The organism is Pseudomonas morbosilactucae (genome assembly GCF_023241665.1).
In the GTDB taxonomy this organism is placed as follows: Bacteria; Pseudomonadota; Gammaproteobacteria; order Pseudomonadales; family Pseudomonadaceae; genus Aquipseudomonas; species Aquipseudomonas morbosilactucae.
On record NZ_JALQCX010000005.1, the window covers coordinates 231415 to 255652 of the forward strand.

Consider the following 24238-nt stretch of genomic DNA (forward strand, 5'->3'; position numbering starts at 1 on the left):
AAAAGCATATGGGCGCAGGCAGCACAGTAATCCTGGATGGCGGCATGGGCCGTGAACTGCAGCGTCGCGGCGCGCCGTTCCGGCAACCCGAGTGGTCTGCCCTGGCGTTGAGCGAGGCACCGCAGGCGGTTGAGGCGGTGCACGCGGCCTATATCGAAAGCGGCGCCAACGTCATCACCAGCAACAGCTACGCGGTGGTGCCTTTCCACATTGGTGAAGAACGCTTTGCCGCCGAAGGCCAGGCCCTGGCGGCCTTGGCTGGCGAGTTGGCGCGTCGCGCCGTGGATGCTTCCGGCAAACCGGTGCGGGTGGCGGGCTCGTTGCCGCCGCTGTTCGGTTCCTACCGTCCCGACCTGTTCCAGGCCGAGCGGGTCAGCGAACTGCTGACACCACTGGTCAAGGGCCTGGCGCCCCATGTCGACCTGTGGCTGGCGGAAACCCAGAGCTCCATCGTCGAGGCGCGGGCGATTCGTGCCGGTCTGCCCCAGGACGGCAAGCCGTTCTGGCTGTCCTTCACCCTCAAGGATGAAGACACCGACGAAGTGCCGCGTCTGCGTTCCGGCGAGCCGGTGGCCGAAGCGGCTGCCGTGGCGGCCGAGTTGGGGGTGGAAACCCTGCTGTTCAACTGCAGCCAGCCGGAAGTGATCGGCGCTGCCGTGGACGCGGCCCGTGAGACCTTCGAACGCCTGGGCGTGCAGATCAACATTGGCGTGTACGCCAACGCCTTCCCGCCGCAACCCGAGGACGCTACCGCCAACGACGGCCTGTGCCCGTTGCGCGAAGACCTGGACCCACCTGGCTACCTGCAATGGGCGGCGGACTGGAACCAGCGCGGCGCCAGCCACATTGGCGGCTGCTGCGGCATTGGCCCGGAGCATATTGCGGTGTTGGCGCAGAAGCTCGGCTAAGCCCTTCGCCGACCAAGGCAACGTCGCCTGGCGTTGCCTTGGTCGGTGATACCGTTGTTCGGTCTAGCCCCGGCATTGCGCCAGGGTTTGGATCTGCCCCGAACCGCTCTGGTTCTCATCGCTCAGCCACTGTTCGAAACCCTTGGCAATCGCCGGCCATTCCGAGTCCAGGATCGAGTACCAGGCCGTGTCACGGTTCTGGCCCTTGACCACCATGTGTTGGCGAAACACCCCTTCAAAACTGAACCCCAGGCGTTCCGCGGCATAGCGCGAGCGGGCGTTGTCGTTGTTGCACTTCCACTCCAGGCGCCGGTAACCCATGGCGAAGGCTTCCTTGGCCAGCAGATAGACCGCCTCGGTGCTTTTCGGCGAACGCTGCATGGGCGCGCCGAAGGTCACATGACCAATCTCGATACGCCCCTGGGCGGCGACGATGGACATCAGGCTGAGCATGCCCTGGACCTCACCGCTGGCCTGGTCGACCACGCAGAAAAAGTACGGGTCGCTGTTGGCTGCGTGGTTGGCCAGCCAGGCATCGAACGGGGCGCGCTCGAACGGGCCATAGGGCAGGTAGTCCCACAACTTGGGGTCGGCGCCGGGGCCTTCGAGGGCTTGCCACAGGCCGTCGCCGTGGCGCGCCGGGTCCAGTTTTTCCAGGCGGATAAAGCGCCCTTGCAGCAGGGTGGCCGAAGGCAGCGGGGCCCCTTTCCAATCGGCGAGTGACGTCGACATATTGCTCTCCTTGAGCCTCAAAGGCCTTTGCGAAACTGGATGAAGCCCGGGCGCTCGGCAATGCGCTCGTAGAGCTGGATGGCCGTGGCATTGGTTTCGTGGGTCAACCAATGGACCTTGCAGCAGCCATCGGCCTTGGCCTGGGCGTAGACGAATTCGATCAGTTGCCGGCCTACACCGGTGCCCCGTTGCTCAGGGGCCACCAGCAGGTCCTGCAGGTAGCAGGAGTTCTCGATGCTCCAGTTCGAGCGATGGTAGATGAAATGCACCAGGCCCACCGCTTGTTCGCCATCCCAGGCCAGGGCGGCGTGGGTCGGCTCGCTGGCATCGAGCAAGCGCTGCCAGGTGCTTTGGGTGACGGCCTCGGGCAGCTCGGTGTTGTAGAAGCGCAAGTAGGCCTGCCACAGCGGCAGCCAGGCGGCGTGATCAGCAGGGGTGACGGGGCGGATCTGAATCTGGCTCATGCAAGTTCCTTAGCGCATCAGGTGGGAAAGTTGTTGGTCACGGGGATCGGTACTGGCGGCCAGGCCCTCGCGCACCCCGGCCATGTCAGCCGGGGTGCGGTTCTGGCTGAGTTTGCGTTTGCCTTCCAGGCGCTGGATCGGCAACGCGAAACCGACGATGGCCTTGAGCATGCCGTCGATGTAGTCGGCGGGGGCATCGCTGACCTGCCAGGGCTGGGCACGCCCGGCTTCGTGGCGGTCGGTCAGGCCGCTGACCAACGCCAGCAGGCGCGGGGCATCGCTGAACACCTCGGGGTTGCCGTAGGCATGCACCGCCACGTAATTCCAGGTGGGCACCACTTTGCCGTGCTCCGCCTTGCTCGGGTAAAAGCCCGGGCTGACGTAGGCCTCCGCACCGGCAAAAATCACCAATGCCTCGGCGCCGCTGGCCAATTCCTGGCACTGTGGGTTGGCCCGGGCCAGGTGCCCGTAGAGGGTGCCATTGGGGCCCTGTTCAGGGTGCAGCAGCAGGGGCAAGTGGCTGGCTTGCAGGCCCAGCGCGCCATGGGTTACCAGGGTTGCGAGGCGGGTTTCGCTGATCAGTTGTTGCAACGTGGACAGATCGTCCTCGGCAAAGGCGCGGGGTAGGTACATGGAAAATATCCTTGGCGAATGGCTGCATCCTAGGCAGGCTAATGGTCTGTTGTAAGAGCCATCTAGGGTCTATTTCATAGGTCCAATCATTCAGGTTCCCGCCATGAACAGCCCATCGCTGCCGTTGTCTTTCAACCCGGCCGGTATCGAACTCGACCGGCGCCAGGGCCTTAGTCGCCAGCTGTACCAGGCCCTGCGTTTGCGGGTGCTGGACGGGCGCCTGGCCAGCGGTACGCGACTGCCGGCCAGCCGCGACCTGGCCGCGGCCCTGGGGATTTCCCGCAACAGCGTGGTGCGGGCCTACGACCAGTTGTACGCCGAAGGCTTTATCGAAGGCCGCGTCGGTGACGGCACCTATGTGGCCCAATTGCCGGAAACCCGCCTGCCAATCAAAAAACTATCCACAAAAGTATCCACAGGGTTTTCAACAGGCTTACCCACAGGTTTATCCACAAAATCGACGGGTTTACCTGGTATTACATCCAGTGAAGTTATCCACAGCGGCGCTTTGCAGCGTGTGGAGCAGCACCATTTGAGCCTGCCGCCCAGTGGTCCGCCACGGGCGTTTCGCGTGGGTATTCCAGCCTTCGACCTGTTCCCGTTCGAGGTCTGGGCCAAGCTGAACGCGGCTTTCTGGCGCAAACCCGACCTGCGCCAGTTGTGTTACGGCGACTCTGCCGGGGACAGCCGCTTGCGCGGCATGATCGCGGCGTATTTGCGCAGCTCGCGGGGGCTGCAATGCAGCGCTGAACAAATTGTGATCACCAGTGGCGCGCAGCAGGGCATTAGCCTTTGTGCACAGCTGCTGGTGGAGCCCGGCGACGCCGTGGCTGTGGAAAACCCCGGCTACCGCGCGGCCGGTCATGCGTTCGCGATTGCCGGGGCGCAACTGCGTGGCGTGGCGGTGGACCAGGAGGGTATCGACTGTCAGGCGCTGAACCGCCTGGAGCACTGTCGCCTGGCCTACGTCACGCCGTCCCACCAGTACCCCACGGGGGTCATCATGAGCCTGGCCCGGCGCCTGGAGCTGCTGGCCTGGGCCGAGCGTACCCAGGGCTGGATCGTCGAGGACGACTACGACGGCGAGTACCGTTACAGCGGTGCGCCCCTGGCGCCGTTGGCTGCGCTGGATCGCCAGGGGCGGGTGATTTACGTCGGCACCTTCGGCAAGGTGGCGTTCCCGGCCCTGCGCCTGGGTTACCTGGTGCTGCCGCCGGGGCTGGTGCAGGCCTTTGCCCAGCGTCGGGCAGTGGATGTACGGCATTCGGAAGTCAGCACCCAAGTGGTGATGGCCGAATTCATGGCCGCCGGGCATTTTCAGCGGCACATCCGCCGTATGCGGCGGGCGGCGCTGAGCCGACGCAATACCTTACTGGCCGGTTGGCCTGTGGATATCCCTGGCGTGGGCGCATTGCCGACGGTGGCGGCGGGGTTGCACCTGACCATCCCGGTAGCCAGCCTGGCCCGCGAGCAAGCCTTGGTGGCCCAGGCGGCCGAGGTCGATGTGGAAATCAGTGGCCTCAGCCGCTACTGGTTGCCGGACTCGGAGTTGCCCGTGGATCAGCGAGCGGGGCTGGTGCTGGGTTTTGCCGCCGTGCCCGAAGCCGACATCCAGTCCGCCCTGGCCCGCCTGCGCAACGCCTGGACCCCGTAGGCGCCGGCTTGCCGGCGGTAAGGCCCGTGGGTTTGCAGCGGTCTCAGGGGCGCTATCGCTGGCAAGCACAACGCCCCCCCAGCCGCTCTTGCAGCGGCCCCCAACAAATGGGCGTCAGGTTCCGGATTTGATTTTGGTCCAGGCTCGGGTCCGGGCGCGTTCGGCGTCGCGGGGCAGGGGTTGCAGGGTGTAGAGGGTGCCCATCGCCGCTTCGGTGGGGTACAGGTTGGGGTTATTGCGGATCGCCGGGTCGACCAGCTCGGTGGCGTCCTTGTTCGGGTTCGGGTAGCCGACAAAGTCGCTGACCGGGGCAATCACCTGGGGTTGCAGCAGGTAATTGATGAAGGTGTAGGCATCTTCCGGGTTCTTCGCGCCTTTGGGGATCGCCAGCATGTCGAACCAGATCGGCGCGCCTTCCTTGGGCAGACGCATGTCCACGGTCACGCCATTCTTGGCTTCCTTGGCGCGGTTGGCGGCCTGGGAGAAGCTCCCCGAGTAGCCCACTGCCACGCAGATGTCGCCATTGGCGATGTCCGCCATGTACTTCGAGGAGTGGAAGTAAGTGATGTACGGCCGGATCTTCATCAACAGTGCTTCAGCTTTGGCGTAGTCCGCCGGCTTTTTGCTGTTGGGGTCCAGGCCCAGGTGCTGCAAGGCCAGGGGCAGGATCTCTGATGGCGAGTCGAGCAGGGCCACGCCGCACTGCTTGAGCTTGCTGATGTTCTCTTCCTTGAAAATCAGGTCCCAGCTGTCCACCGGCGCCTTGTCGCCGAGGGCGGCCTTGACCTTGTCCGGGTTGAAGCCGATCAGGATGGTCCCGTACATGTAGGGCACGGCGAACTTGTTGCCCGGGTCGTTGGCCTCGATCAGCTTCATCAGCTTGGGATCGAGGTGGTTCCAGTTGGGCAGCTTGCTGCGGTCCAGGGGCTGGAACACCCCGGCCTCGATCTGCTTGGCCAGGAATACGTTGGACGGCACCACCACGTCGTAGCCGGAGTTACCGGTCAGCAGCTTGGCTTCCAGGGCTTCGTTGGTGTCGAAGATGTCGTACACCAGCTTGGTCTGGGTGTTCTGGGCCTTGAAGTCGTCCAGGGCCTTGGGGGTGATGTAGTCGAACCAGTTGTAGACCCGCAGGGTGCGTTCTTCAGCGTGCGCGGCGCCACCGACAAAGGTGGCGCAGAGGGCTGGGACGATCAGGCGTTGGAATCGTTTCATGCTGCTATTCCCTCATTGGGCGCGTTGAAAACCTTCGAGAACGTTCACGGCGTTGATGCCGATTTCTTCTACCGCGTAACCGCCTTCCATAACGAACAGCGTCGGCTTGCCGAGGGCCGCGATGCGTTCGCCCATGGCCAGGTAGTCCGGGCTGTCGAGCTTGAACTGGGAGATCGGATCGTCCTTGAAGGTGTCCACACCCAGGGACACGACAATGATGTCGGCGCCGTAGCGGGCGATCTCTGCGCAAGCCTCTTCCAGGGCTGCGCTCCATACATCCCAGCCGCTGCCGGCGGCCAGAGGGTAGTTGAAGTTGAAACCTTCGCCCGGGCCTTCGCCGAGCTCGTCCGCGTAGCCGAGGAAGAACGGGAACTCCGCTTCCGGGTGGCCGTGGATCGAGGTGAACAGCACGTCGCTGCGCTCATAGAAAATCGACTGGGTGCCGTTGCCATGGTGGTAGTCGACGTCGAGGATCGCGACCTTACCGTGGCCCTGGTCGAGAAAGGCCTGGGCGGCGATGGCGGCGTTGTTCAGGTAGCAGTAGCCGCCCATCAAGTCGCTGGCGGCGTGATGCCCCGGTGGTCGGCACAGGGCAAAGGCGCTGTGGGCGCCGGCCTGGATCGCGGCCTGGGCGGTGAGCGCCACTTGCGCCGCGCTGTAGGCCGCTTGCCAGGTGCCGGCGGTGATCGGCGCGCCGCCGTCGAAACTGTAGTAGCCCAGTTGCCCGTGCAGGTTGCTGGGGAGTACCCGGCGCAACGTGCGGGCCGGCCAGGTGAAGGGCAGCAGGTCGCCATCGATGCCTTGGGCGGCCCAGCGGTCCCAGGCGCCCTTGAAGAAGTCCAGGTAAGCGCGGCTGTGGATACGCTCGATGGGACCCAGGCCGAAGTCCTTGGGCGCCTCCACCGGGCCCAGTTGGCGGGCTTGCACGCGGCTCAACACATGGTCGGCGCGGGAGGGCATTTCAAAGCAGGGCATGAGCTGGCCGTCGATCAATTCGCAGCGGCCATGGTGCAGGTGGTGATCGTCCGAGTAGATCGTCAGCATTTCTTGTTCTCCGCAGGCTGATTCGGTGGGTCACAGTCTTGCGGGGCGCGGGGTTTCGGAGAACGGCAGGAAAGGCCAAAAGGGGATCGATATGGCCAAAGTGTTTGACCGAAATTCGCCCCCTAAAGAGGCGTGGCGCCCCATTGCGGGGCGCCAGCGGTGTCAGCTCGCGGCGGGCTGGGGAGCCAGGCGTTGCAGGACCTGGAGCATGTCGTCGCGTTTTTTCCGGGCGATGATCTCCAGCAGCAGGGCCCGGCCCTTCTTCTCGCAGTGCTGGCCAACATTCGGATCGGCGCCCTTTTCCAGGAGCAGGGTGAACATGTCCAGGGTTTCCTGCCGGCTGACGATGGGGGCGCCCTGATCCGGGGAAATCTTGTCGGCCACGAACATCAGCAGGCTCTGACCCAAGGGCTCGTTGTAGCAGGTGCCACGGCCATAGCTCAGGTTGAGGTCGGCCCCAGCCTCGATCAGGAGCCTCATGGCGGCGTAGTTGTTGCCCCAGAACGCCCGGTACAGCGCGGTTTCACCGTCATTCAGGGTGCGCAGGTCGAGCTTCTGCGGGTGCTGCAGCAGCCAGGTGAAGCCTTCGAGATTGCGCTGTTGTTCGGCCAGAATCATCAGCGGCGTCATGCCCTGGCTGTCCTGCTCGTCGATGGCCACGCCAGCGTCCAGCAGGAACTTCAGGCGCCCGCCCTGGCGAAGGTCGGTGCTGTCCCGCAGGTCGCGGCGCATGGCCAATATGGCCAGGGTGCTGTAGTTGTAATGGCCGTGGGTCTGGGCGCCGTTGTCCAGCAGCAGTTGGGCGATCGCCAGGTGCGGGGCCTCCAGCGCGTGCAGCAGGGCGCTGCGCCCATCGAAGGCCATGACCTCGCCACTCACGCCACTGGCCAGCAAGCGCCGCACTTCGCTTTCGTCACCGGCATCCACCGCTGCCACCAGCGGCCAGAAGCCCTGGCACGCCTGCGGGTTGGCGGCGCTCAGGCCCAGGCGCTGGAGCACCCTGGGCGGAATGCTCATCTGGCGTTTCAGGCGCAGGCCGCAGTACACCCGGTAACCCTCGATGGCCCGGCCCTGGTGGAGTTTATCCTGTGGTCGTTGCTCGAACTGGGCCCAGTCCAGGTCCGCCAGGTTGAGGTACGTCGGCATGCGCCCGGGGTCGCGGCGCAGCACTTCCGCCAGCCAGGGACGGGCGGTTTTCAGTTGGCCGGCTTCGGTGGTCCAGTAGGCAATGTCGTTGAGCAGCCCGGGGTACTCGCTGCGGTCCGGGGCGAGGGTGCGGTAGTCATGCACGGCGAAGAAGTCCTCGACCTGGAGGATGCCCGGCCCTTTGTCCTTGGCCTTGCGCAATTGCTCGTGCAGTGCACGGAACTGTTTCCAGGTGGCCTCTTCCGCGGCCGGTGCCGAGTATGCATTGAAGGTGATCGGGCCTTTGCCACTGGTGAAGGGCCGGAACCATTGAGGAAAGTGCTGCAAGGCCAGCAGCCACTGTTGCTCGATCTCGGCGTTGACGGGCTGCAGCGGGGTGAAGCTCAAGTCCGTCATGTCCCGGCGATGACTGATGGCCAGCAGCGGGTGTTGCGGGTCGCGCTGGTCGATCAGCAGATAACGCTGGTTGAGTTGCCATTCCGAAGGGCTTCGGCAGTCGAAGCTCAGGGGCGTCAGGCTGATCCCGTCCACCAGTTCATTAGTGGGCGGCCAGTTGTCCGAGACCTGGATCGACTCGCCTGGCGACACGCAGGCGCGCAACTCCTCGGGGCTGAACAGCGGTATCGGCGCTGATTTATAGATCCGCTGCCGGTACCCGCGGTCCTGGTAGGCGTTGAGGTAGAACAGCCCACGGTACTGGCTGAGCACGATCCGCGCCGCCGGTTGCGCCAGGCCGGGCAGGGGGAACGGCTTGATCTGCAGGGTGGCGGTTTCCGGCTCGTCCATGACGAAGTCGCTGGACATGTCCCACCACTTCATCTTGGCCAAGTCGAAGGCCTGGGCGGCGGGTACGACGGCGAGCATCAGCAGTGCCAGGCCGATTCGGCGCAAGCGCGTGGGGCTGGCGATGGCGCCTGTGGAGAGGTTCAAGATTGCAGTCCCTTGCCGGTAGAAAGGTCGGCAATGTAATGCAATCGGGCGCTTTATGCCGGGGTTTGTGTCAGGGCCGGAACTGGCTGGGCGCCACGCCGCTCCAGCGGATAAAGGCGTGGCGGAAACTCGCGGTTTCGCTGAAGCCCAGGGCCTCGGCGATCCGGTAGATCGGCATCTGGTCTTCGCAGAGCATCTGCTTGGCCTGTTCGAAACGCAGCTCGTCGAGCAGTTCCTGATAACTGCAGCCCAGGTCCTTGAGGTGCCGGCGCAGGGTGCGGGCCGAACAGTTCATCTGTTCCGCCAGCCCCTCAAGCCCTGGTGCGGCGTCCAGCTGCGCGGCCAGCAGTTGGCGGATGCGCCCGAGCCAGGCCTGGCGCCCGGTGAACTCGGTGTTCTGCTTGCGGCAGCGCTCGGCCATGGCCTGGTGGGTAATGGCGTCGGCCAGGGGCAGGGGCTGGTCGAGCCAGCGCGGGTCGAAGGCAAAGGCGTTGCTGCTGGCCTCGAACTGCAACGGGCAGTCGAAGCGTTCGCCGTAGCGTTGTTGGTAGTCCGGGGCGGGGTACTCGAAGCGGGCACCCAGCAGCGGCAGCGGATGGCCCAGCAGGTCGTCGCAGATGACCTTCAATGAGGCCAGGCAGAACTCGGTATTGAAGGCGGCCAGGGCCGGGCACTCGCGATAATCGGCGGCGGTGAGCCAGGTACGCGGCCCGTCGCTTTCCAGGCTGAGCTCGAAAAGTGTTCCCATCAGCGCCGGATAACGCAGCGCCAGGCGCAAAGCGTCACCTAAGGTGGCACTGGTCAGCAGGGCATAGCCGAGCATGCCGTAGGACGAAACGTGCATGCGCCGGCCCAGCTCCAGGCCGATGTCTCGTTGCAGGGCAACCGCGTTGGCACACACCAGCATTTCCTGGCTGGTGGTGATGCGGGTGTCGGCGCGGCTCAGGTCCGCGGCGTTGATACCGCTGCCGGCCAGCAACGCTTCACTGGGCAGGCCCTGGTCCTTGAAGGTGTTGAGCACCAGGGAAACGGCATTGAGGGTGGTGAGGTGCGAGTGCAGCATGCGCAGATTCCAGCCTGGGTAAGGCCGGTAAGCGGAGCAAGTTGCATGCCGCCCGCGATCAGACCTGCGGTTCGCCGGCCAGCGGCATGCCGCATTCCGGGCGCAGTGTGGCTAGTGACTTGGCGCTTTGATTGGTGCAACCTGCCTGCCATTCACCGCCTGAGGTGGTGGTGTAGCAACCCCGATAAAGGACTATGTATGACCCTCACTCCTGCGCGTTCCCTGCTTCTGGTGTCCGGCTTGCTCCTGAGTTCGCTGTGCCTGGCCGAGGCTGAGCCAAGCAGCGAAAGCACCATCAAGGACTCTGCCAAGTCAGCCGTCTCGTCAGCCATTTCGGCAGGCAAAAACCTTTTGGGCGGCGTCAGCGAAGGCGTGCTCGATGGTCGCCAGTCGGCGCAAGGCGTCGACGGTGCCTCGATCATTTCCTCCCGTGAGCAAATGAAAGGCCGCGTCGACGTCCAGGTATTGAAGACCGAAGCCGCCGGCGACAGCTTCAACGTTACCCTGGGTTTCAAGAACAGCAGCGACAGCCAGTTGCGGCTGATCAACCTCAAGCAGGCCGGCGCCCTGCTGGCGATCGACCAGGACGGTTACGCCAACAACTTGACTGCCAGCCTCGACAACCCGGACGAAGTCACCATCCCGGCCAAGGCGGCAGTGCGGCAGAAGTTCGTGTTTGAAGGGCCGATCGAGAGCTCGAGTTCGGTGCGGGTCTGGGGCCAGGATTACTCGGTCAAAAAGTAACCCGATAGCCACCCTCTGCTCGTCGTCGAGCCGGCGGCTACCGCAGTAGCTACCGGCTCCCGAGCGCGAGCTTCAGCTCAATTCGCCACACAGATCGAGTTCGACCAGGCGCCGCACTTCGGCGGTCTCCAGGCCGGCACCGAGCAAGGCATTGAGCTTGCCGAAGGCTGCTTCGCGGGTCATGCCGCCACCGGACAACACACCCACGCCGCGCAGGCGGCTACCGGCTTCGTAGATGTCCAGATCCACACCGCCTTCATGGCACTGAGTGATCGCAACCACCACCACGCCCAGGTCGCGGGCGCGTTGCAGGCTGGCCAGGAATGCCGGGTTGTCGCTGGGGCCGGTGCCGCTGCCGAAGCATTCCAGCACCAGGGCCTGGATGCCGCTGTCGAGCACGCCATCGAGCAGCTCGGCGCCGATACCGGGGAACAACGGCAGCACGCCGACCTTGGCCAATTGCTTGGCCTGGCGATAATCCAGGGCCGCTGGAATGGCCTCGGCCTTGGTGCCGCCGCCCTGGCGTTGCAAGGCGGCAAACGGGTGCCGGCCAAAGCTGCGGATTTTCGCGCAGCGGGTCGGTGCCAGCAGCTCGCCGTGGAAATACAGCTGCACGCCGGGCGCCAAGCCTTGACCCAGGGCCACCAGGGCGCCGCTGAGGTTTTCCCAGGCGTCGCTGTCCGGCACGCCGGCCGGCAACATGGAGCCGGTGAACAGCACCCGCGCCTTGAGGCTCAGCAACTGGAAGCTCATGGCCGCCGCGCTGTAGGCCAGGGTGTCGGTGCCGTGTAGGATCAGCACGCTGTCGCAGCCCTGCACATCCACCGCGTCGACCACGGCTTCGCGCAGGCGCTGCCAGTAGTCGGGGGTCATGTTGGCGCTGTCGATCAGCGGCGCCATCTCGCGAAAGCGCCAGTTGGGCACCACCAGCTCAGGCTGGCTGTGCAGGTACTCGCGCATCCGGGCTTCGAAGCCGGACGCTGGGGCCAGGCCGTTGGCGCTGGCTTGCATGCCGATGGTGCCACCGGTGTAGAGCACCATGACGTTCTGCGCGGCGGGGAAAGTTGTGGGGTTCATTGGCCATTCTCCTGGGCGATGACTGCGTGCGCCGCAGCATGCCTGCGGGCGTACGCCGTGTCACGTCGGGCGGCGCGGGGCCGCCCGGTTCTGCACTCAGCGTTGCGCTGGGCTGGCGTTGGCCGGGGCCGCTTGGGCCGCGGTAGCTGGGGTCTGCGGGTTGGCAGGCCAGGCCTTGGTGTCCAGGTCCAGGTCGGCAAACTTGCTGGAATCGAACACTGGGGTCTTGATCCCGGCAGCGCGCTGGTCGTCGTAGTCACGCAGGATGCGCATGGCGACCTTGAACAGCAGGAACAGGGCGATCAGGTTGACGAACGCCAGCAGGGTCATGGTGATGTCGGCAAAGGCGAACACCGTGCCCAAGTCCTCGATCGCGCCCCAGAAGATCAGCACCAGCACCAGGGTGCGGTACAGGAGCAACGCGTTGCGGTTCTCGCCAAGCAGGAAGCGCAGGTTGTTCTCGCCCAGGTAGTAGTTGTAGAGGATCGAGGTGAATACGAACAACGCCAGGGCCACCGAGATGAACATCCGGCCCCATTCGCCGACCACGGCTGCCAGGGAGTTCTGGGTCAGGGCGATGCCGTCACCTTCGAAGCCCGGGGTGTAGAAGCCCGACAACAGGATCAGCAGCGCGGTGCAGGTGCAGATCACGAAGGTGTCGAGGAACACGCTGAACGCCTGTACCACGCCCTGTGCCACCGGGTGCTCGACCGAGGCCACGGCGGCCACGTTCGGCGCACTGCCCAGGCCGGCTTCGTTGGCGAACACGCCACGTTTCACGCCCATGATGATGGCGCTGCCCACCAGGCCACCGAAGGCTTGGTCCAGGCCGAAGGCGCTCTTGACGATGGTTGCCAGCATGGCCGGCACATGGTCGAACTGCAGGACGATGACGTAGATGGTCACGCCGATGTAGACCAGGGTCTTCACCGGTACCAGCAGGTCAGCGACCTTGGCGATGCGCTTGATGCCACCGACAAATACCAGGCCCAGCAGCACGGCCAGGGCCAGGCCGGTGTAGGTCGGGTTGAGGTCGAAGGCGTTTTTCAGCGAGTGGGTCACAGCGTGGGATTGCAGGCCGTTGAAGGCGAAACCGAAGGTCACCAGCAACAGGAAGGCCATGATCATGCCCAACCAGCGTTTCTGCAGGCCGTGCTGAATGTAGTACGACGGGCCGCCACGGTATTGCCCTTCGGAGTCGCAGCGCTTGTAGAGCTGGCCCAGGGAGCATTCGAAGAAGCTGCTGGACATGCCCACCAGCGCGGTGACCCACATCCAGAACACGGCGCCAGGGCCGCCCAGGGTAACGGCGATGCCGACGCCTGCGATGTTGCCCGCACCGACGCGGCCGGCGAGGCTGAGCATCAGGGCCTGGAACGAACTGAGTTGGCCGGCGCTGCTTTTCAGGCTGTCGCGGAACACCGCGAACATATGGAAGAAGTGGCGCAATTGAACGAAACGCGAGCGGATCGTGAAGTAGCTACCGAGCCCGACAATGAGCACGATCAGTACTTTCCCTGAGAGGAAGTCGTTGATGACTTCGAGCATGGAGTATTCCTCGCTGTTTTTTGTAAAGGCAAATGCTGGCCCGTTTGAAATATCTCGTTACATGGTCTTTTGCGGGCAGCAAAATCCATGGGGCGAGCTTTCGTCCCGGTTCCATATCGCGGGTTGTTATTAGTTCGGCTTTCGCATGCGGCTGGGCCTCGTGACCGAAGGCTGTGCATGCGAAGAGGGGGCGCACTATACCGGTGCGCGCGCTCGCCGTCTGCATGTTGCGCATTTGGCCGAGGAACGGCAGGGCCCGCGAGGGCTGAATCGGTTCTTGTCAGCGTCCCCAAACGCCCTCTACGCGCCTACTTACACACGCCCGGGCGTTGGCTCCTACCCATTCACCGCTGCCCGCAATAAGGCCTGAAAGCCCACCAACGCCTGTGGGACCAGGCTCCTACAGCCAGAAGGCGTCGTGCCGTTCCTGGAAATCGCGCAACTCTCCGTGTTCCAGCAACTGGCGGATCCAGGGTCCGAGCAAATCCTGCGGGCTGTCCTGGGGTGTGTTTCGACGCCATGGGGCGGGGACGTCGGCAAAACGCTGCTGATTGGCGCTGAGTTTTTCCAGGATCTGCCGGTCCTGCCGCAGGATCACCTGGAACAGCGGCTGCAGCAGGCTGCGTTTGAGCCAGGCCGGGGCGCGGTGGCGGGCGGTGGCGATGCGCGCGAACAGACGCAACTGGCCATCAGCGGCCGGGGTGAGCCAGGCGCTGACCAACAAATTCAGGCGGCCCTGGCGGTCGTGGTATTCGATTTCTGCCAACCCCGGCAGGCGGAAGCGTCCCATGCTGACGCCGCGTTCTCCTTCGAACAGGCGGGAAATCAGCCCGGACTGGGTGCCTTCTTCGCTGTATTGCGCTTCGACGCCATCCTCCAGCCGATGCACCCAGGTCCGAATGTGCTGGCGTTTGCGGTCGTGGCGAATCCACCCGGCATGGACGAAATGGGTATGGAAACCATCGAGAAAATTCTCCGCGGCATCCTGCAGCGAGCAGCGCACCTGGCTCTGAATCCAGAAGGTATCCAGGGGCTGGCGTTGTTCGGCAGGGGCCACCGGAGCGATCGTCGGGCGCTCGGGCGCCAGGCTGGCCCACACCAGCCCCTGGGTTTCGCAACTGTGCAAGGGTTGCAGCAACACCTGGCTGCAACGTTGCTGTTGCTGGCCCGGCAGATGGGCGCAGCGGCCCTGGGCGTCCAGGCGCCAGCCGTGGTACGGGCATTCGATCTGCCCATCGCGCACCCGCCCGGCACTCAGCGGCGCAAAGCGATGGGGGCAACGGTCCGGCAGCACTGCCGGCACGCCCTCGGCGTCGCGAAAGATCACCAGCGGCACGCCCTGCAGGGTGCAGCCCAGCGGCTGGCGTTGCAGTTCGCGGCTCAGGGCCACGGGCCACCAGGCAAGGTTGGGTTTCACAGTTTGAGCCTCCTCATCAGGGGCACTCCGATCCGCGTCAGCAGCAGGCTCAGCAACTGCCACACCAGGCGTCGACCGAGGGACAGATGCGCCACGTGGACCAGGCTGTATTCGATCTCCGGCTGGCCGCCGCGCAGGCGTTTGAAGCCTGCGGCGCCGGAACTGAAGTTGAGGACTTGGCGCCGCTCCACCGCCTCCTGCAGGCACAGCCGGGTCAGTTGTCGATACAGGCCGGCACGCTGGGGCAGGGCGGTGTCGTAGCCTACGATCGGCGTGCTGATCAGGGCGCTGTTGGCGAACCAGCCAAGGGCGCCGTCGATGCGCCCTTCGGGGCTGCGCAGGGCGCGCATTTCCAGCCAGCCTTCGGCCTGGCCGCGCTGCATCCATTGGGCGCTGTAGTGGGGGTTCAGGGTGCTGTATTTATCCAGGTACAGCAGGTTGTAAAGCTGCTCGATGCGCTGGAAGTCGGCCGCCTGCAGCTGTTCGCCGTGCACCAGGCTATAGGGGCTGCGGCGCAGCAGGGTGGCGTCGAGGCGGGTGTTGTGGTGGCGCAGGAAGGCCGCCCGCTCACCGTCGCGACCGTCGAACAGGTAGACCTGGCGGCTGGGGATGGCCAGGTAGCCCAGGGCTTGCAGGCGCTGGCGCAGCCCCGGGTTGCTGAAGTCGTTGAGTGAACGAAAGCCGAAACCGTGATCAGGGAAGTCCCGCTTGAGCAGCTCGGTGATCGCCGGCAGGTCGTCACCCGTCCAGTCGGGCGGGTAGAGGTTGGTCGACAGCAGCCAGTTATTGACCTGCACCAACCGGTCGACCTTGGCCGCTCGCAGCAGGCGGTCGACGCCTTGGGTCAGCAGCTTCAGCGGCCAGGTCAGCCAGGGCCGCTGCAGGCGTTTGAGCTCTTCCCGGGCGTAGCCGCTGTAGGCCGTCAGGGGCGAGACCACGTAGCAGTTGTCCGCCGGCTCGTTGCCATCGGTGATGCTGACCGGAAACTGCTGGCTGCCGGTGTCGAGTAGCGCCAGGCCGGTGCTGAGGTTGCCGATCAGCGTCGCGCCGGCGCAGGTCTGCACGTAACGCCGCGCCGGGCTGTCGTCAGGCAGTGCGGCCAGTTGTTCGGGGCGCAGCAGCTTCATGGTCGGGGGCTGTCCAGGCATTGGCCGTTCCACTCGATGTCGGCGGTGGAGGCGGCGAGTAAGCCGCAGCGACGGGTCAGGGCGCGGCCGATAATTTCCGCCAGGCTCAACACCTGGGCGGTCAGGGGGCCGCGATCGGCGCCCTGGACGATCACGTCCCGGGCGCGCCGGTAGTCGTGCCAGAACGCGCCGCTCAAGGCCCGTTGTGGGGCGGCCAGAAGCAGCATGGCCAGGGCGATCATCCGCGGTTCATGGGTCGCCTCCAGCGGCTCGGTCGCGACAGTGCCGAGCGCCGCCACCAACGGTGAGCGCTGGTCGTCGAACAAGTGCACGCCGCTGGTGGCCCTGGGGTTGCATTCCAGGACCTGGAAGCGGCCCTGCCCATCCTCGATAAAGTCGAAGCCCACCTGCCCGGTGTAGCCGGTGGCGCGACCGAACTGCTCAATAAAGGCGCGGATGGGCGCGGGCGCGCAGCTGTTGAAGTAAATCCCGGAGCCGCGCCCGACCCGGTAGCGCGGCTGGTAGCAGCTATGGGCCCGCAACTGGCCGTCCACCAGCACGCTGAAACTGCAGTATTCCTGCCCGGCGACAAAGCGCTGGGCGACCCAGGGCACGCTGGCCGTGGGCCGGACTTTGGCCAGTTGCGCAGCACTGGGGCGGATCAGGGTCTGGGAGGCGAAGCGTGAATACGCCGGCTTGAACACCAGCTGCTCACGCTCAGCGACCAGGGCCTGCACGGCTGTGGCGTCGTGCAGCAGTTGGGTGGGCGGCGCGGCCACGTCCCAGCCTTGAGTCATGGCGGCGAACTGGCCCTTGTGATGCAGGCGATGCAGCAAATCGAAGGGGCTGGTGAACACCCGGCACAGCGGGCTCAGGCGTTCCAGGCCGTGAGCCAGGTAGAACACTTCTTCGCAGGTGGGCAGCAGCAGGTCGATGGCCTGTTGGCGGATCACCGTGGCCAGGGCTTCGATCCAGGCATCGGGGTCTTGCCTGGGCTCGGGCAAGCGCACGAACTGCTCGGCCGAGCGGCTGAAGCGGCTCAAGGGGTGGGCCAGGGAATCGGCCACGGTGACGCTCCAGCCGGCGTGCTCGAAGGCTCGCGCCCACTCCAGGCAGGCCGGCGCGCGGGCGCCAAGAATCAGTACACGCATGGCAGTCCCTCGGGGGCTTGAAGCATCTGAAGGCGACGGCGTTTGGCCTGGGGCGGCGGTGCCTGCCAGTGGCCGAAGCTCAAGGTCGGGGCTTGCAAGCCTTGCTGGGCGCAGAGCTCGCCAAGGGCCGCGCTCAGGCGTTGGCAGAGGTCGGGGTGGTCGCCGGGTGTCAGCAGGTTGACCTGCCAGTGGCGGCCCTGTTGGCGGATTTCGTATTCCTCCAGCGCCGGCCCGAGCATCAACAGGCAGCGGCGCAGCACGTCGGGATAAAGCGCGGCCAGGTGCCCGCCGTCGAGGCTGGGCAGCCAGAGGATTTCATCGGCGCGACCCTCCACGGCAGCAATCGCCCGTTCGGCCCGGCCGCAGGGGCAGGGTGCGCTGGCGACCCGCAGAATGTCGTTGAGGCGATAACGCACGATTAGCTGCGTACGCCGGGAAAAGTCGGTGATGATCGGCTGAAAACGGGTCTTCCCGGTGTCCAGCCATTGGGGCTCGATGTGCAGGTGGCTCTCGTTGAGGTGCAAGGTTCCGGCTTCGCAGGTGTAGCCGAGAAAGCCCTCGCTGGCCTGGTAGATCTGCTGGGCGTGGAGCCCGAAGGCGCTGTACACCGCCTCGGCATCGGCACTCTCCAGCACTTCGGCGACCGACAGGATGTGCCGTGGGCGAATGCTCAAGTGGCCGGCCAGCGCAGCCTGGGCCAGCCCGCGCAGCACCGTGGCCGGGGCCACCAGTACATCCGGGTCCTGTTGGTTGAGGCGCCCCAGGGACGCCGGCAAACCGAGGGTCAGGTCGTGAAAGGCGAAGTCGATCCGGCGGCTGGCCAGGGTGGTGTACAGGCGGCTGTTGGCCCGCAGGAAGAAGGCAATCCGCAGCGGCGCCAGCCACGGGCACAACAGGCGCGGCAGCAACGCCCGGGGCAAGGTGCGCGCCAGCAGGATGCCGGCCCAGCGCTGGCGCTCCACGCTGCTGACCAGGAACACCCCCTGGGCCCCCGACGTGCCGCTGGACAGGCCGACGGTAATGTCGCCCAGGGTCGGGCTGAAGTCCCGGGACTGTTCGGCCGCGATGGCCACCGGCAGTACCTGCTCCAGGCTCAGGCCGCGGGTGTTGAAGGCGGCGAAGTCGTTCATCAGCGTGGCTTTGTCCATGATCGGCAAGCTCTGCAGGTCACTCGCCCGCAGGTGCCGGAAGCGTTGCCCACGGGGCATGACCTTGGCCATAAAGTGCTTCAGGCGCCGGGCTTGCCAGGCTTGCAGCCGGTCGCGCCGCTGAAAGCGCAGGGCATAGCGGCTGAGGAGGAAAGAGGCGGCGCTGCGCAAGGTGCCGATCAGGCGTTCACTGTTCATCGAGGAAGGCCTGCCAGGCGTGGGTGCAATGGGAGGGCAGTACCGCCACCGCCGGTTCGCGGCGGATTAATTGCCCGAGGTCGCTGTAGGTGCGCCGGTACTGCCGTTGATCGGCGCTGGCAAACCACAGCGCCGGTGCGGCGGGCAGGCGTTCGGCGCGACAGGCCGGGACTGACCAGCACGCGTCGGCCACCAGAAACACCGGCCGGCCCTCGGCGTCGGGGATAAACAGGCCCAGTTGGCCCTCACTGTGCCCCGGCAGCGGCACGCCGATCAGGCTGGCGTCGCCGAACAGGTCGAGGCCGCGTTCGAACGGCGTCATCCATGCGGGCAGGGCGCAGGCCGGGCTGGCATTGGCCAGGCGCAGGCGGGCGCTGAAGTCCTCCGGCAGCAACCCGGGCAAATGCCCGCCCAGGGTGGCGCGCCAGCGATGGCCGCGCAGGCTTTCGATGTGTTGATGGTCCGCTTCCAGGGCAATAAAGGTGGCGCGGGGGAAGTCCCGCAGGCCGGCGATATGGTCGGCGTGGAAGTGGGAAATGATCACGCAACGGATGTCTTCCGGGCCAATGCCCAGGGCATGCAGTTGGGCGAGCAACTGTTCCGCCACTGGCAACTGGACGGGCACGGCGCTGCGATACAGGCGCTCCGGCAGGGCACGGGTGGCCTGGAAAAAGTGCTCGGCGTAGCCCGTGTCGTAGAGGATCCAGCCGTGGTCCGGGTGTTGGATCAGGCCGCACAGCGCCGGGAACTGGCGGGGCGCCAGGCGTCCGCCGCGATCGGCCATGCATTCCAGGTGCTGGCACCAGCCGGCCCGCAGGATGTGCACCTGCACGCGACGGCTCATGCCGGTGGCCTCTGTTGCTCCAGCCACCAACGGGCGTGCTGGGCAATGCCCTGGTCCTGGCTGATGACCGGGCGATAGCCCAGTTCGGCGCAGATGGCGCTGATGTCCAGGGTCTGGCTGAACGCCAGGACCCCGGCGCCGTAACGGGTGATCAACGGTTCGCTGCCGTTGCCCAGGCGTGCCCTCAGTTCAAGCAATTGCGCCACCCGGTCCACCAGGCGCCAGGGCAGTCGCCGGGTGCGCAGGGGCAGTTCGAAGTGCTTCGCCACCTGATCCAGCAGCGCCTTGAAGCTCAGCGGCGTGCCATTGCTCAGGTTATAAATGCACAGCCGGCGCGGCAGTGGCCGGGTCAGGGCCAGCCACACGGCCTCCACCAGGTTGTCGATGCAGGTCAGGTCCAGTTGCGCATTGCCGCCGCGCATCAGCGGAATGGCCCCGCGCTGCATCACCCGCAGCAAGCGTGGCATCAGGGTCGCGTCCCAGGGGCCGAACACCGCCCTGGGCCGGAGGATTACGCATTGGGGCAGGTCGGCTTCGCGCAGCAGGGCCTCGGCCTGGGCTTTGCTGCGGGCGTAGTCGTTGACTGGCGGCGGCAGGGGCTGGTCTTCGCGGATGCCCAGGCGGTCGCGAAAGTTGAAGTACAGGCTGGGGGTGGACAGGTGCACCAGCCGTGGGATGTGGTGTTCCCGGCAGGCATGGATCACTTCGGCGGTGGAGTCGAGGTTGGCGTGGGCAAATGCCTGGGGCGAGCCCCAAGGGGATGACAAGGCCGCGCAGTGCACGATGGCATCGCAGCCTTGGCTGGCGTCGGCCAGCAGGCGTTGCCCTAGCGGGCTGCCGTGCTCCAGGCGCAACCAGCGCACCGGCGCCGGGCTGTGGGCCATGACCTCGGCGGCGGCCTCCGGGTTGCGCCCGCTGAACTGCACCTCGCAGCCTTCGCCAGCCAGGCGCCAGACCAGGTGCCGACCGATAAAACCGGTGCCGCCGGTGACCAGGATCTTCATCAGTACTCCAGGACCATGCCGCCGAGAGACAGGCCCGCGCCCGTGCCGATCAGCATCAGCCGTTGCCCGCGCTGGATGCGCCCGTCACGCACGGCGATGTCCAGGGCGGTGGGCAGGGACGCGGCCACCTGATTGCCGTGCTGGGCAAAGATATCAATGACCTTCTCCGGGCCCAGGGCCAGGCGTCGGGTTGCGTGCTGCATGGCTTGCTGACTGGCCTGATGGGGGATCACCCAGTCGATCTGATCGCGGTTCAGCCCGGCCTGGCCCAGCAGCTCGTCCATCAGCGTGGGCAGGTGCTTGGCGGCGAGGCGAAACACGCCTTTGCCGTGCATGGCAAAGCTGGTCAGGGGTTCGAAGGGCACGTCGATGCGCCGTGGGTGATAGCGCGATCCGCCAGCGGGGATCTGGCACAGCTCGGCGCCTTCGGAATAGGTTTTCAGGCGAGAGGCGAGGATGGTTGCGCCACCGTCGCCGGCCCCCAGGACCACGGCTGCGGCGCCGTCGCCAAAGATCCCGCTGACTTCCACCTGCTGCCAGTCCAGGCCGCAGGAGGCGATATCGGCGCATACCAGCAGCACGCGCCGGTAATGCCCGGCCTGGATCGGCCAGGACAGGGTATCCAGGGCGGCGATAAAGCCCAGGCAACTGGCGTTGATGTCCATGGCCGGGATGCCGGATTGGCCCAGCCCCAGCTCCCGTTGCAGCAAGGCGGCATTGCACGGCATGCCTTGGTCCTGGGTGCCGCTGGCGCAGACGATCAGGTCCAGTTGCCCCAGCTCCAACTGTGCCGCCAGCAGCGCCTTGCGGGCCGCGAGGGCGCCCAGGCTGGCGGCGTTTTCCGTTGGGCTGGCGACATGCCGCTGCTGCACACCGCTGATGCGTTCCACGCTGCCGGTTTCCAGGCCGAGCTGGCGGTCCAGCTCGGCACTGGTGACCACCCGCTGAGGCAGGGCATGGCCGGTGCCGAGGATGGCCAGTGCGCGGGGCTTGGCAGGGGCTGGTTGAGACATGTGCATGCAAATTCCGTTTCTGGGCAATAAGGCAAGGCAGGATAGCGGCGGGGTGATCCGTCAGGCGGGCTGAGGCGCTATCGGGCATTTCTCCAGCAGCAGCGCCAGCCCTTGCTGGTAAGCCTCGGGCTCCATGAGGTCACTGTGTTTGGCAACCATGTACAGCTGTTTTTTGGCCTCCAGTTTGGCGCAGGCCAGGAAATAGAAGTCGGCGTTTTCCTTGAAACTCACAATCTGGTCCCAGTCCAATCCGCTTTGGGCTCCTTTGCCGTTGATCATGACAAAACCCTGGTCTCCGAGCTGCAGGCGATAGGTGCCCTCGATGGATTTCAGCACGATGTGCAGTCGGGCCTTGATCAAGCGCTCCTGCGTGCCGCGAAAGTTTTTACGGGGCTTGGCGTAACTGGCACTGACGCCGGCCCTCAAGCGCGTCAGCCATTGGCCGGAAAAACGCCGCCAGAGCAGGGTCAGGATCAGGGTGTAGACGAGCGCGGCAATGATTTTCCCTGGGGTGATCTGCTGCGCGGGGAAATACATCGCCAGCGCCCCTGCCACCAGCAGCAGGCTGAACAGCAGCGGACCGAGCAGTTTTTTATGCCAGTGTTCCAGCCAGCGCATCCGCCGCGCCGTTTTTTCTTCATCCTTGCGCAACTCGAGTTCTAGCTGCTCCGCGAGTTTGAGGGCGGTGTATTCCGGGGTGATGCTGAACTGAAGTTCCATGGTGATGAGGCTGACGTCCGTATCCGAGCAAGGGCGGCAGTTTACTCGCTCATCCGGTTACTGCGGGAACAGCGGGATATTCTCTTGCGCCAGGTTCAGCAGTGCCTCGTCCAGCTGCGGCTTGTGCCGTTGGTAAGCCTCGCGGCCCAGGCGCAGGTCGGGCTGTTCAAGGGCGTCCGCCAACTCCAGCCATTGCAAGTACCTGAACTGGGCAATGGTTGGGGCCAGTTGGAAATGCACGGCGCTGTCAAAACCCTCCCAGTCTTCATAACTGGCCCACTCGTACAGCGTCATGAAGCAGCGCAGCGCCGGGGCCAGGGCGTCCAGTTGCTCGAGCGCCAGCCAGTAGGCGCGGTGAAGCTGATGCACGGTTTCCACGGCCTGGGCGATCAGGCTGACGGCATGGCCCGGGTCGCGGTGGTGTTTGCGCAAAATCCGTTGGGTCAGGGTAAAGCGCGCTTCCTCTATAGCAGCCAAGGCGCGGGGTAGGTCGTAGTCGGCGTGCTGCAAACAGTCCCGGGCCTGTTCAAGCGGCAGCCCGGACTGAGTCACCAGGTGCTGCAGCAACTCGGCCTTGAAACGTTCGGCAGCCTGCTGCGGATCGCCCGCGCACTGTTCAAGCAGCACTTGCGCATGGCGCAGGCCCACGGGGACCCAACTGCGTAGCTGTTGCAGGGCCTGGATGTGCGTCGGATCCATCGACTGAAATGCCTCGGTGTTGGGGGAGGCACGATTATCCACCGTGACGCACGAATCTGCGCTGCTAAAACGGCCAATGGCCTTTTGTAGGAGCCCGCTTGCCGGCGATGGCGTCGGTTGCGGTGATGAGGAGGGCAGGCCGGGCTTTATCGCTGGCACGCCAGCTCCTACAAAGGCGCGCGGTGTTGGGGGGCGTTTTTTGGGCAAAAAAAGGGCCTGGAGAGTGATCTCCAGGCCCTCAAAAGGTGAGAGGTGTCTAGTCCCTCAGCCTGGTGAGCGTGGCCCTGGGTTGGCAGGGCCGGCGTTGGTTCAAGCCTTCAAAGGCACCAGACGCGGGGCAATCATGTTTTCCGGGCGCAGGATGTCGTCGAGCATGGCGTCGTCGAGCAAGCCTTCTTCGCGCACCAGTTCCAGTACGCCACGGCCGCTTTCGAGGGCGATACGGGCGATACGGGTGGCGTTTTCATAGCCGATGTACGGGTTCAGCGCGGTCACCAGGCCGATGGAGTGCTCCACCAGCTCGCGGCAGCGGGCTTCGTTGGCGGTGATGCCGACGATGCAGTGCTCGCGCAGCATGTCCATGGCGCGTTGCAGCAGGCGGATCGAGTCGAAGATCTTGAAGGCGATCAACGGCTCCATCACGTTCAACTGCAGTTGGCCGCCTTCGGCTGCCATGGTCAGGGCCAGGTCGTTGCCGATGACTTGGAACGCCACTTGGTTGACCGCTTCCGGGATCACCGGGTTGACCTTGCCGGGCATGATCGAGCTGCCGGGCTGACGCGCTGGCAGGTTGATTTCGTTGATGCCGGTGCGTGGGCCGCTGGACAGCAGGCGCAGGTCGTTGCAGATCTTCGACAGCTTGACCGCGGTGCGCTTGAGCATGCCGGAGAACAGCACGAAGGCGCCCATGTCGGAGGTGGCTTCGATCAGGTCGGCAGCCGGTACCAGCGGCTGGCCGCTGATGGTGGCCAGGCGTTGTACGGCCAAGGCCTGGTAGCGCGGGTCGGCGTTGATGCCGGTGCCGATGGCGGTGCCGCCCAGGTTGACTTCGGTCAGCAGCTCGGGCGCCAGGGTTTTCAGGCGGGCCAGGTCTTCGCTGAGGGTGGTGGCGAAGGCGCGGAATTCTTGGCCGAGGGTCATCGGCACGGCGTCTTGCAATTGGGTACGGCCCATTTTCAGCACGTGGCCGAATTCGACGCCCTTGGCAGCGAAGGCTTGGATCAGGCTGTCGAGGCTGGCCAGCAGCGCGTCATGGCCCAGCAGCAGACCCAGACGGATCGCGGTTGGGTAGGCGTCGTTGGTCGACTGCGCCATGTTCACGTCGTTGTTCGGGTGCAGGTACTGGTATTCGCCCTTGTTGTGGCCCATGGCCTCCAACGCGATGTTGGCGATGACTTCGTTGGCATTCATGTTGGTCGAAGTGCCAGCGCCGCCTTGAATCATGTCCACCACGAACTCTTCGTGGAAATCGCCGCGGATCAGACGGGCACAGGCTTCGCTGATGGCTGCGTGCTTGGCTTCGCTGAGCTGGCCCAGCTCGCGGTTGGCATCAGCTGCCGCCTGCTTGACCATCGCCAGGCCGACCACCAACTTCGGGTAATGCGAAATCGGAACGCCGGAGAGACGGAAGTTATTCACCGCTCGCAGGGTCTGGATGCCGTAATACGCTTGAGCGGGTACTTCGAGTACGCCAAGCAGGTCTTTTTCTGTGCGGAAAGATGCAGCGGAGGACATGATAGAAATCATCTCGATTAAGGAC

At 65.2% G+C, this 24238-nt stretch carries 22 protein-coding genes; 3 read left to right on the forward strand and 19 right to left on the reverse strand.

The features are described from left to right. Positions 1–8 precede the first annotated feature (8 nt). On the forward strand, positions 9–908 hold the full coding sequence (locus M1B35_RS03025; protein ID WP_123327915.1) for a homocysteine S-methyltransferase family protein: 900 nt from the start codon (positions 9–11) through the stop codon (positions 906–908). Positions 909–971: 63 nt separating this feature from the next. Here M1B35_RS03025 and M1B35_RS03030 read toward each other — a convergent pair whose 3' ends face one another. The 3 genes from M1B35_RS03030 to M1B35_RS03040 are packed head-to-tail and all read right to left on the reverse strand — an operon-like array spanning position 972 to position 2737. Then, on the reverse strand, positions 972–1640 hold the full coding sequence (locus tag M1B35_RS03030) for a GNAT family N-acetyltransferase (RefSeq protein WP_123327914.1): 669 nt from the start codon (positions 1638–1640) through the stop codon (positions 972–974). A 17-nt stretch (positions 1641–1657) separates the two neighbouring features. Continuing rightward, on the reverse strand, positions 1658–2104 hold the full coding sequence (locus tag M1B35_RS03035; RefSeq protein WP_268261183.1) for a GNAT family N-acetyltransferase: 447 nt from the start codon (positions 2102–2104) through the stop codon (positions 1658–1660). A 9-nt stretch (positions 2105–2113) separates the two neighbouring features. Then, positions 2114–2737 (reverse strand): FMN-binding negative transcriptional regulator, encoded by a 624-nt coding sequence (locus tag M1B35_RS03040; protein ID WP_268261184.1) that lies wholly within the window; start codon positions 2735–2737, stop codon positions 2114–2116. 103 nt (positions 2738–2840) lie between these two features. Here M1B35_RS03040 and pdxR point away from each other — a divergent pair, with 103 nt between their 5' ends. Then, positions 2841–4391 (forward strand): MocR-like pyridoxine biosynthesis transcription factor PdxR, encoded by a 1551-nt coding sequence (gene pdxR / locus M1B35_RS03045; protein WP_268261185.1) that lies wholly within the window; start codon positions 2841–2843, stop codon positions 4389–4391. A 114-nt stretch (positions 4392–4505) separates the two neighbouring features. Here the strand turns inward: pdxR and M1B35_RS03050 are convergent, their stop codons facing one another. The 4 genes from M1B35_RS03050 to M1B35_RS03065 form a co-directional block, all read right to left on the reverse strand. Beyond that, positions 4506–5606, reverse strand: a complete 1101-nt coding sequence (locus tag M1B35_RS03050) for a polyamine ABC transporter substrate-binding protein (protein ID WP_123327910.1) — start codon at positions 5604–5606, stop codon at positions 4506–4508. Between the two features lie 12 nt (positions 5607–5618). After that, positions 5619–6650 carry a histone deacetylase family protein gene (locus M1B35_RS03055; protein ID WP_123327909.1) on the reverse strand — a complete coding sequence of 344 codons (1032 nt, stop codon included), beginning with the start codon at positions 6648–6650 and terminating at the stop codon, positions 5619–5621. Positions 6651–6812: 162 nt separating this feature from the next. After that, positions 6813–8726, reverse strand: coding sequence for an ankyrin repeat domain-containing protein (locus M1B35_RS03060; protein WP_425273380.1), 1914 nt, complete (start codon positions 8724–8726; stop codon positions 6813–6815). 70 nt (positions 8727–8796) lie between these two features. Continuing rightward, on the reverse strand, positions 8797–9789 hold the full coding sequence (locus tag M1B35_RS03065) for an AraC family transcriptional regulator (RefSeq protein WP_123327908.1): 993 nt from the start codon (positions 9787–9789) through the stop codon (positions 8797–8799). A gap of 198 nt (positions 9790–9987) precedes the next feature. Here M1B35_RS03065 and M1B35_RS03070 point away from each other — a divergent pair, with 198 nt between their 5' ends. Further along, positions 9988–10533: a hypothetical protein gene (locus M1B35_RS03070; RefSeq protein ID WP_259740329.1), complete on the forward strand. Its 546-nt coding sequence runs from the start codon at positions 9988–9990 to the stop codon at positions 10531–10533. A gap of 72 nt (positions 10534–10605) precedes the next feature. On the opposite strand, the gene M1B35_RS03075 is transcribed toward M1B35_RS03070, so the two are convergent. The 12 genes from M1B35_RS03075 to aspA all read right to left on the reverse strand — a co-directional run bounded on the left by M1B35_RS03075 (position 10606) and on the right by aspA (position 24213). Continuing rightward, positions 10606–11610 carry an asparaginase gene (locus tag M1B35_RS03075; protein ID WP_268261186.1) on the reverse strand — a complete coding sequence of 335 codons (1005 nt, stop codon included), beginning with the start codon at positions 11608–11610 and terminating at the stop codon, positions 10606–10608. Between the two features lie 96 nt (positions 11611–11706). Beyond that, a complete protein-coding gene (locus M1B35_RS03080) occupies positions 11707–13158 on the reverse strand; it encodes an alanine/glycine:cation symporter family protein (protein WP_268261187.1) in 1452 nt (483 codons plus the stop codon). Positions 13159–13558: 400 nt separating this feature from the next. Beyond that, complete coding sequence (locus M1B35_RS03085) at positions 13559–14575, reverse strand: Rieske 2Fe-2S domain-containing protein (RefSeq protein ID WP_268261188.1); 1017 nt, start codon at positions 14573–14575, stop codon at positions 13559–13561. Further along, entirely contained in the window at positions 14572–15723 is a 1152-nt protein-coding gene (locus M1B35_RS03090) for a hypothetical protein (protein WP_268261189.1), read from the reverse strand. The genes M1B35_RS03085 and M1B35_RS03090 overlap by 4 nt, the downstream gene beginning before the upstream one ends. Continuing rightward, on the reverse strand, positions 15699–16853 hold the full coding sequence (locus tag M1B35_RS03095) for an ATP-grasp domain-containing protein (RefSeq protein ID WP_268261190.1): 1155 nt from the start codon (positions 16851–16853) through the stop codon (positions 15699–15701). The genes M1B35_RS03090 and M1B35_RS03095 overlap by 25 nt, the downstream gene beginning before the upstream one ends. After that, complete coding sequence (locus M1B35_RS03100) at positions 16841–18199, reverse strand: F390 synthetase-related protein (RefSeq protein WP_268261191.1); 1359 nt, start codon at positions 18197–18199, stop codon at positions 16841–16843. The genes M1B35_RS03095 and M1B35_RS03100 overlap by 13 nt, the downstream gene beginning before the upstream one ends. Beyond that, on the reverse strand, positions 18189–19043 hold the full coding sequence (locus M1B35_RS03105; protein ID WP_268261192.1) for an MBL fold metallo-hydrolase: 855 nt from the start codon (positions 19041–19043) through the stop codon (positions 18189–18191). The genes M1B35_RS03100 and M1B35_RS03105 overlap by 11 nt, the downstream gene beginning before the upstream one ends. Continuing rightward, the gene (locus tag M1B35_RS03110; protein ID WP_268261193.1) at positions 19040–20047 is read right to left on the reverse strand and encodes an NAD-dependent epimerase/dehydratase family protein; all 1008 of its coding nucleotides are present in this window, start codon (positions 20045–20047) and stop codon (positions 19040–19042) included. The genes M1B35_RS03105 and M1B35_RS03110 overlap by 4 nt, the downstream gene beginning before the upstream one ends. After that, positions 20047–21060, reverse strand: a complete 1014-nt coding sequence (locus M1B35_RS03115) for a beta-ketoacyl-ACP synthase 3 (protein ID WP_268261194.1) — start codon at positions 21058–21060, stop codon at positions 20047–20049. Before M1B35_RS03115 ends, M1B35_RS03110 begins: the two co-directional genes overlap by 1 nt. A 60-nt stretch (positions 21061–21120) precedes the next feature. After that, positions 21121–21780 carry a hypothetical protein gene (locus M1B35_RS03120; protein WP_123327897.1) on the reverse strand — a complete coding sequence of 220 codons (660 nt, stop codon included), beginning with the start codon at positions 21778–21780 and terminating at the stop codon, positions 21121–21123. Between the two features lie 57 nt (positions 21781–21837). Beyond that, entirely contained in the window at positions 21838–22479 is a 642-nt protein-coding gene (locus tag M1B35_RS03125) for a UBA domain-containing protein (protein WP_123327896.1), read from the reverse strand. Between the two features lie 309 nt (positions 22480–22788). Further along, the gene (aspA, locus tag M1B35_RS03130; RefSeq protein WP_028618519.1) at positions 22789–24213 is read right to left on the reverse strand and encodes an aspartate ammonia-lyase; all 1425 of its coding nucleotides are present in this window, start codon (positions 24211–24213) and stop codon (positions 22789–22791) included. Positions 24214–24238: the final 25 nt, after the last annotated feature.

What these genes read in the sequence shown, in the direction of transcription:
- M1B35_RS03025 (WP_123327915.1), top strand. Translation starts at nt 9, where the DNA reads ATGGGCGCAGGCAGCACAGTAATCCTGGATGGCGGCATGGGCCGTGAA.
- M1B35_RS03030 (WP_123327914.1), bottom strand. Translation starts at nt 1,640, where the DNA reads ATGTCGACGTCACTCGCCGATTGGAAAGGGGCCCCGCTGCCTTCGGCC.
- M1B35_RS03035 (WP_268261183.1), bottom strand. Translation starts at nt 2,104, where the DNA reads ATGAGCCAGATTCAGATCCGCCCCGTCACCCCTGCTGATCACGCCGCC.
- M1B35_RS03040 (WP_268261184.1), bottom strand. Translation starts at nt 2,737, where the DNA reads ATGTACCTACCCCGCGCCTTTGCCGAGGACGATCTGTCCACGTTGCAA.
- pdxR (WP_268261185.1), top strand. Translation starts at nt 2,841, where the DNA reads ATGAACAGCCCATCGCTGCCGTTGTCTTTCAACCCGGCCGGTATCGAA.
- M1B35_RS03050 (WP_123327910.1), bottom strand. Translation starts at nt 5,606, where the DNA reads ATGAAACGATTCCAACGCCTGATCGTCCCAGCCCTCTGCGCCACCTTT.
- M1B35_RS03055 (WP_123327909.1), bottom strand. Translation starts at nt 6,650, where the DNA reads ATGCTGACGATCTACTCGGACGATCACCACCTGCACCATGGCCGCTGC.
- M1B35_RS03065 (WP_123327908.1), bottom strand. Translation starts at nt 9,789, where the DNA reads ATGCTGCACTCGCACCTCACCACCCTCAATGCCGTTTCCCTGGTGCTC.
- M1B35_RS03070 (WP_259740329.1), top strand. Translation starts at nt 9,988, where the DNA reads ATGACCCTCACTCCTGCGCGTTCCCTGCTTCTGGTGTCCGGCTTGCTC.
- M1B35_RS03075 (WP_268261186.1), bottom strand. Translation starts at nt 11,610, where the DNA reads ATGAACCCCACAACTTTCCCCGCCGCGCAGAACGTCATGGTGCTCTAC.
- M1B35_RS03080 (WP_268261187.1), bottom strand. Translation starts at nt 13,158, where the DNA reads ATGCTCGAAGTCATCAACGACTTCCTCTCAGGGAAAGTACTGATCGTG.
- M1B35_RS03090 (WP_268261189.1), bottom strand. Translation starts at nt 15,723, where the DNA reads ATGCCTGGACAGCCCCCGACCATGAAGCTGCTGCGCCCCGAACAACTG.
- M1B35_RS03095 (WP_268261190.1), bottom strand. Translation starts at nt 16,853, where the DNA reads ATGCGTGTACTGATTCTTGGCGCCCGCGCGCCGGCCTGCCTGGAGTGG.
- M1B35_RS03100 (WP_268261191.1), bottom strand. Translation starts at nt 18,199, where the DNA reads ATGAACAGTGAACGCCTGATCGGCACCTTGCGCAGCGCCGCCTCTTTC.
- M1B35_RS03105 (WP_268261192.1), bottom strand. Translation starts at nt 19,043, where the DNA reads ATGAGCCGTCGCGTGCAGGTGCACATCCTGCGGGCCGGCTGGTGCCAG.
- M1B35_RS03110 (WP_268261193.1), bottom strand. Translation starts at nt 20,047, where the DNA reads ATGAAGATCCTGGTCACCGGCGGCACCGGTTTTATCGGTCGGCACCTG.
- M1B35_RS03115 (WP_268261194.1), bottom strand. Translation starts at nt 21,060, where the DNA reads ATGTCTCAACCAGCCCCTGCCAAGCCCCGCGCACTGGCCATCCTCGGC.
- M1B35_RS03120 (WP_123327897.1), bottom strand. Translation starts at nt 21,780, where the DNA reads ATGGAACTTCAGTTCAGCATCACCCCGGAATACACCGCCCTCAAACTC.
- M1B35_RS03125 (WP_123327896.1), bottom strand. Translation starts at nt 22,479, where the DNA reads ATGGATCCGACGCACATCCAGGCCCTGCAACAGCTACGCAGTTGGGTC.
- aspA (WP_028618519.1), bottom strand. Translation starts at nt 24,213, where the DNA reads ATGTCCTCCGCTGCATCTTTCCGCACAGAAAAAGACCTGCTTGGCGTA.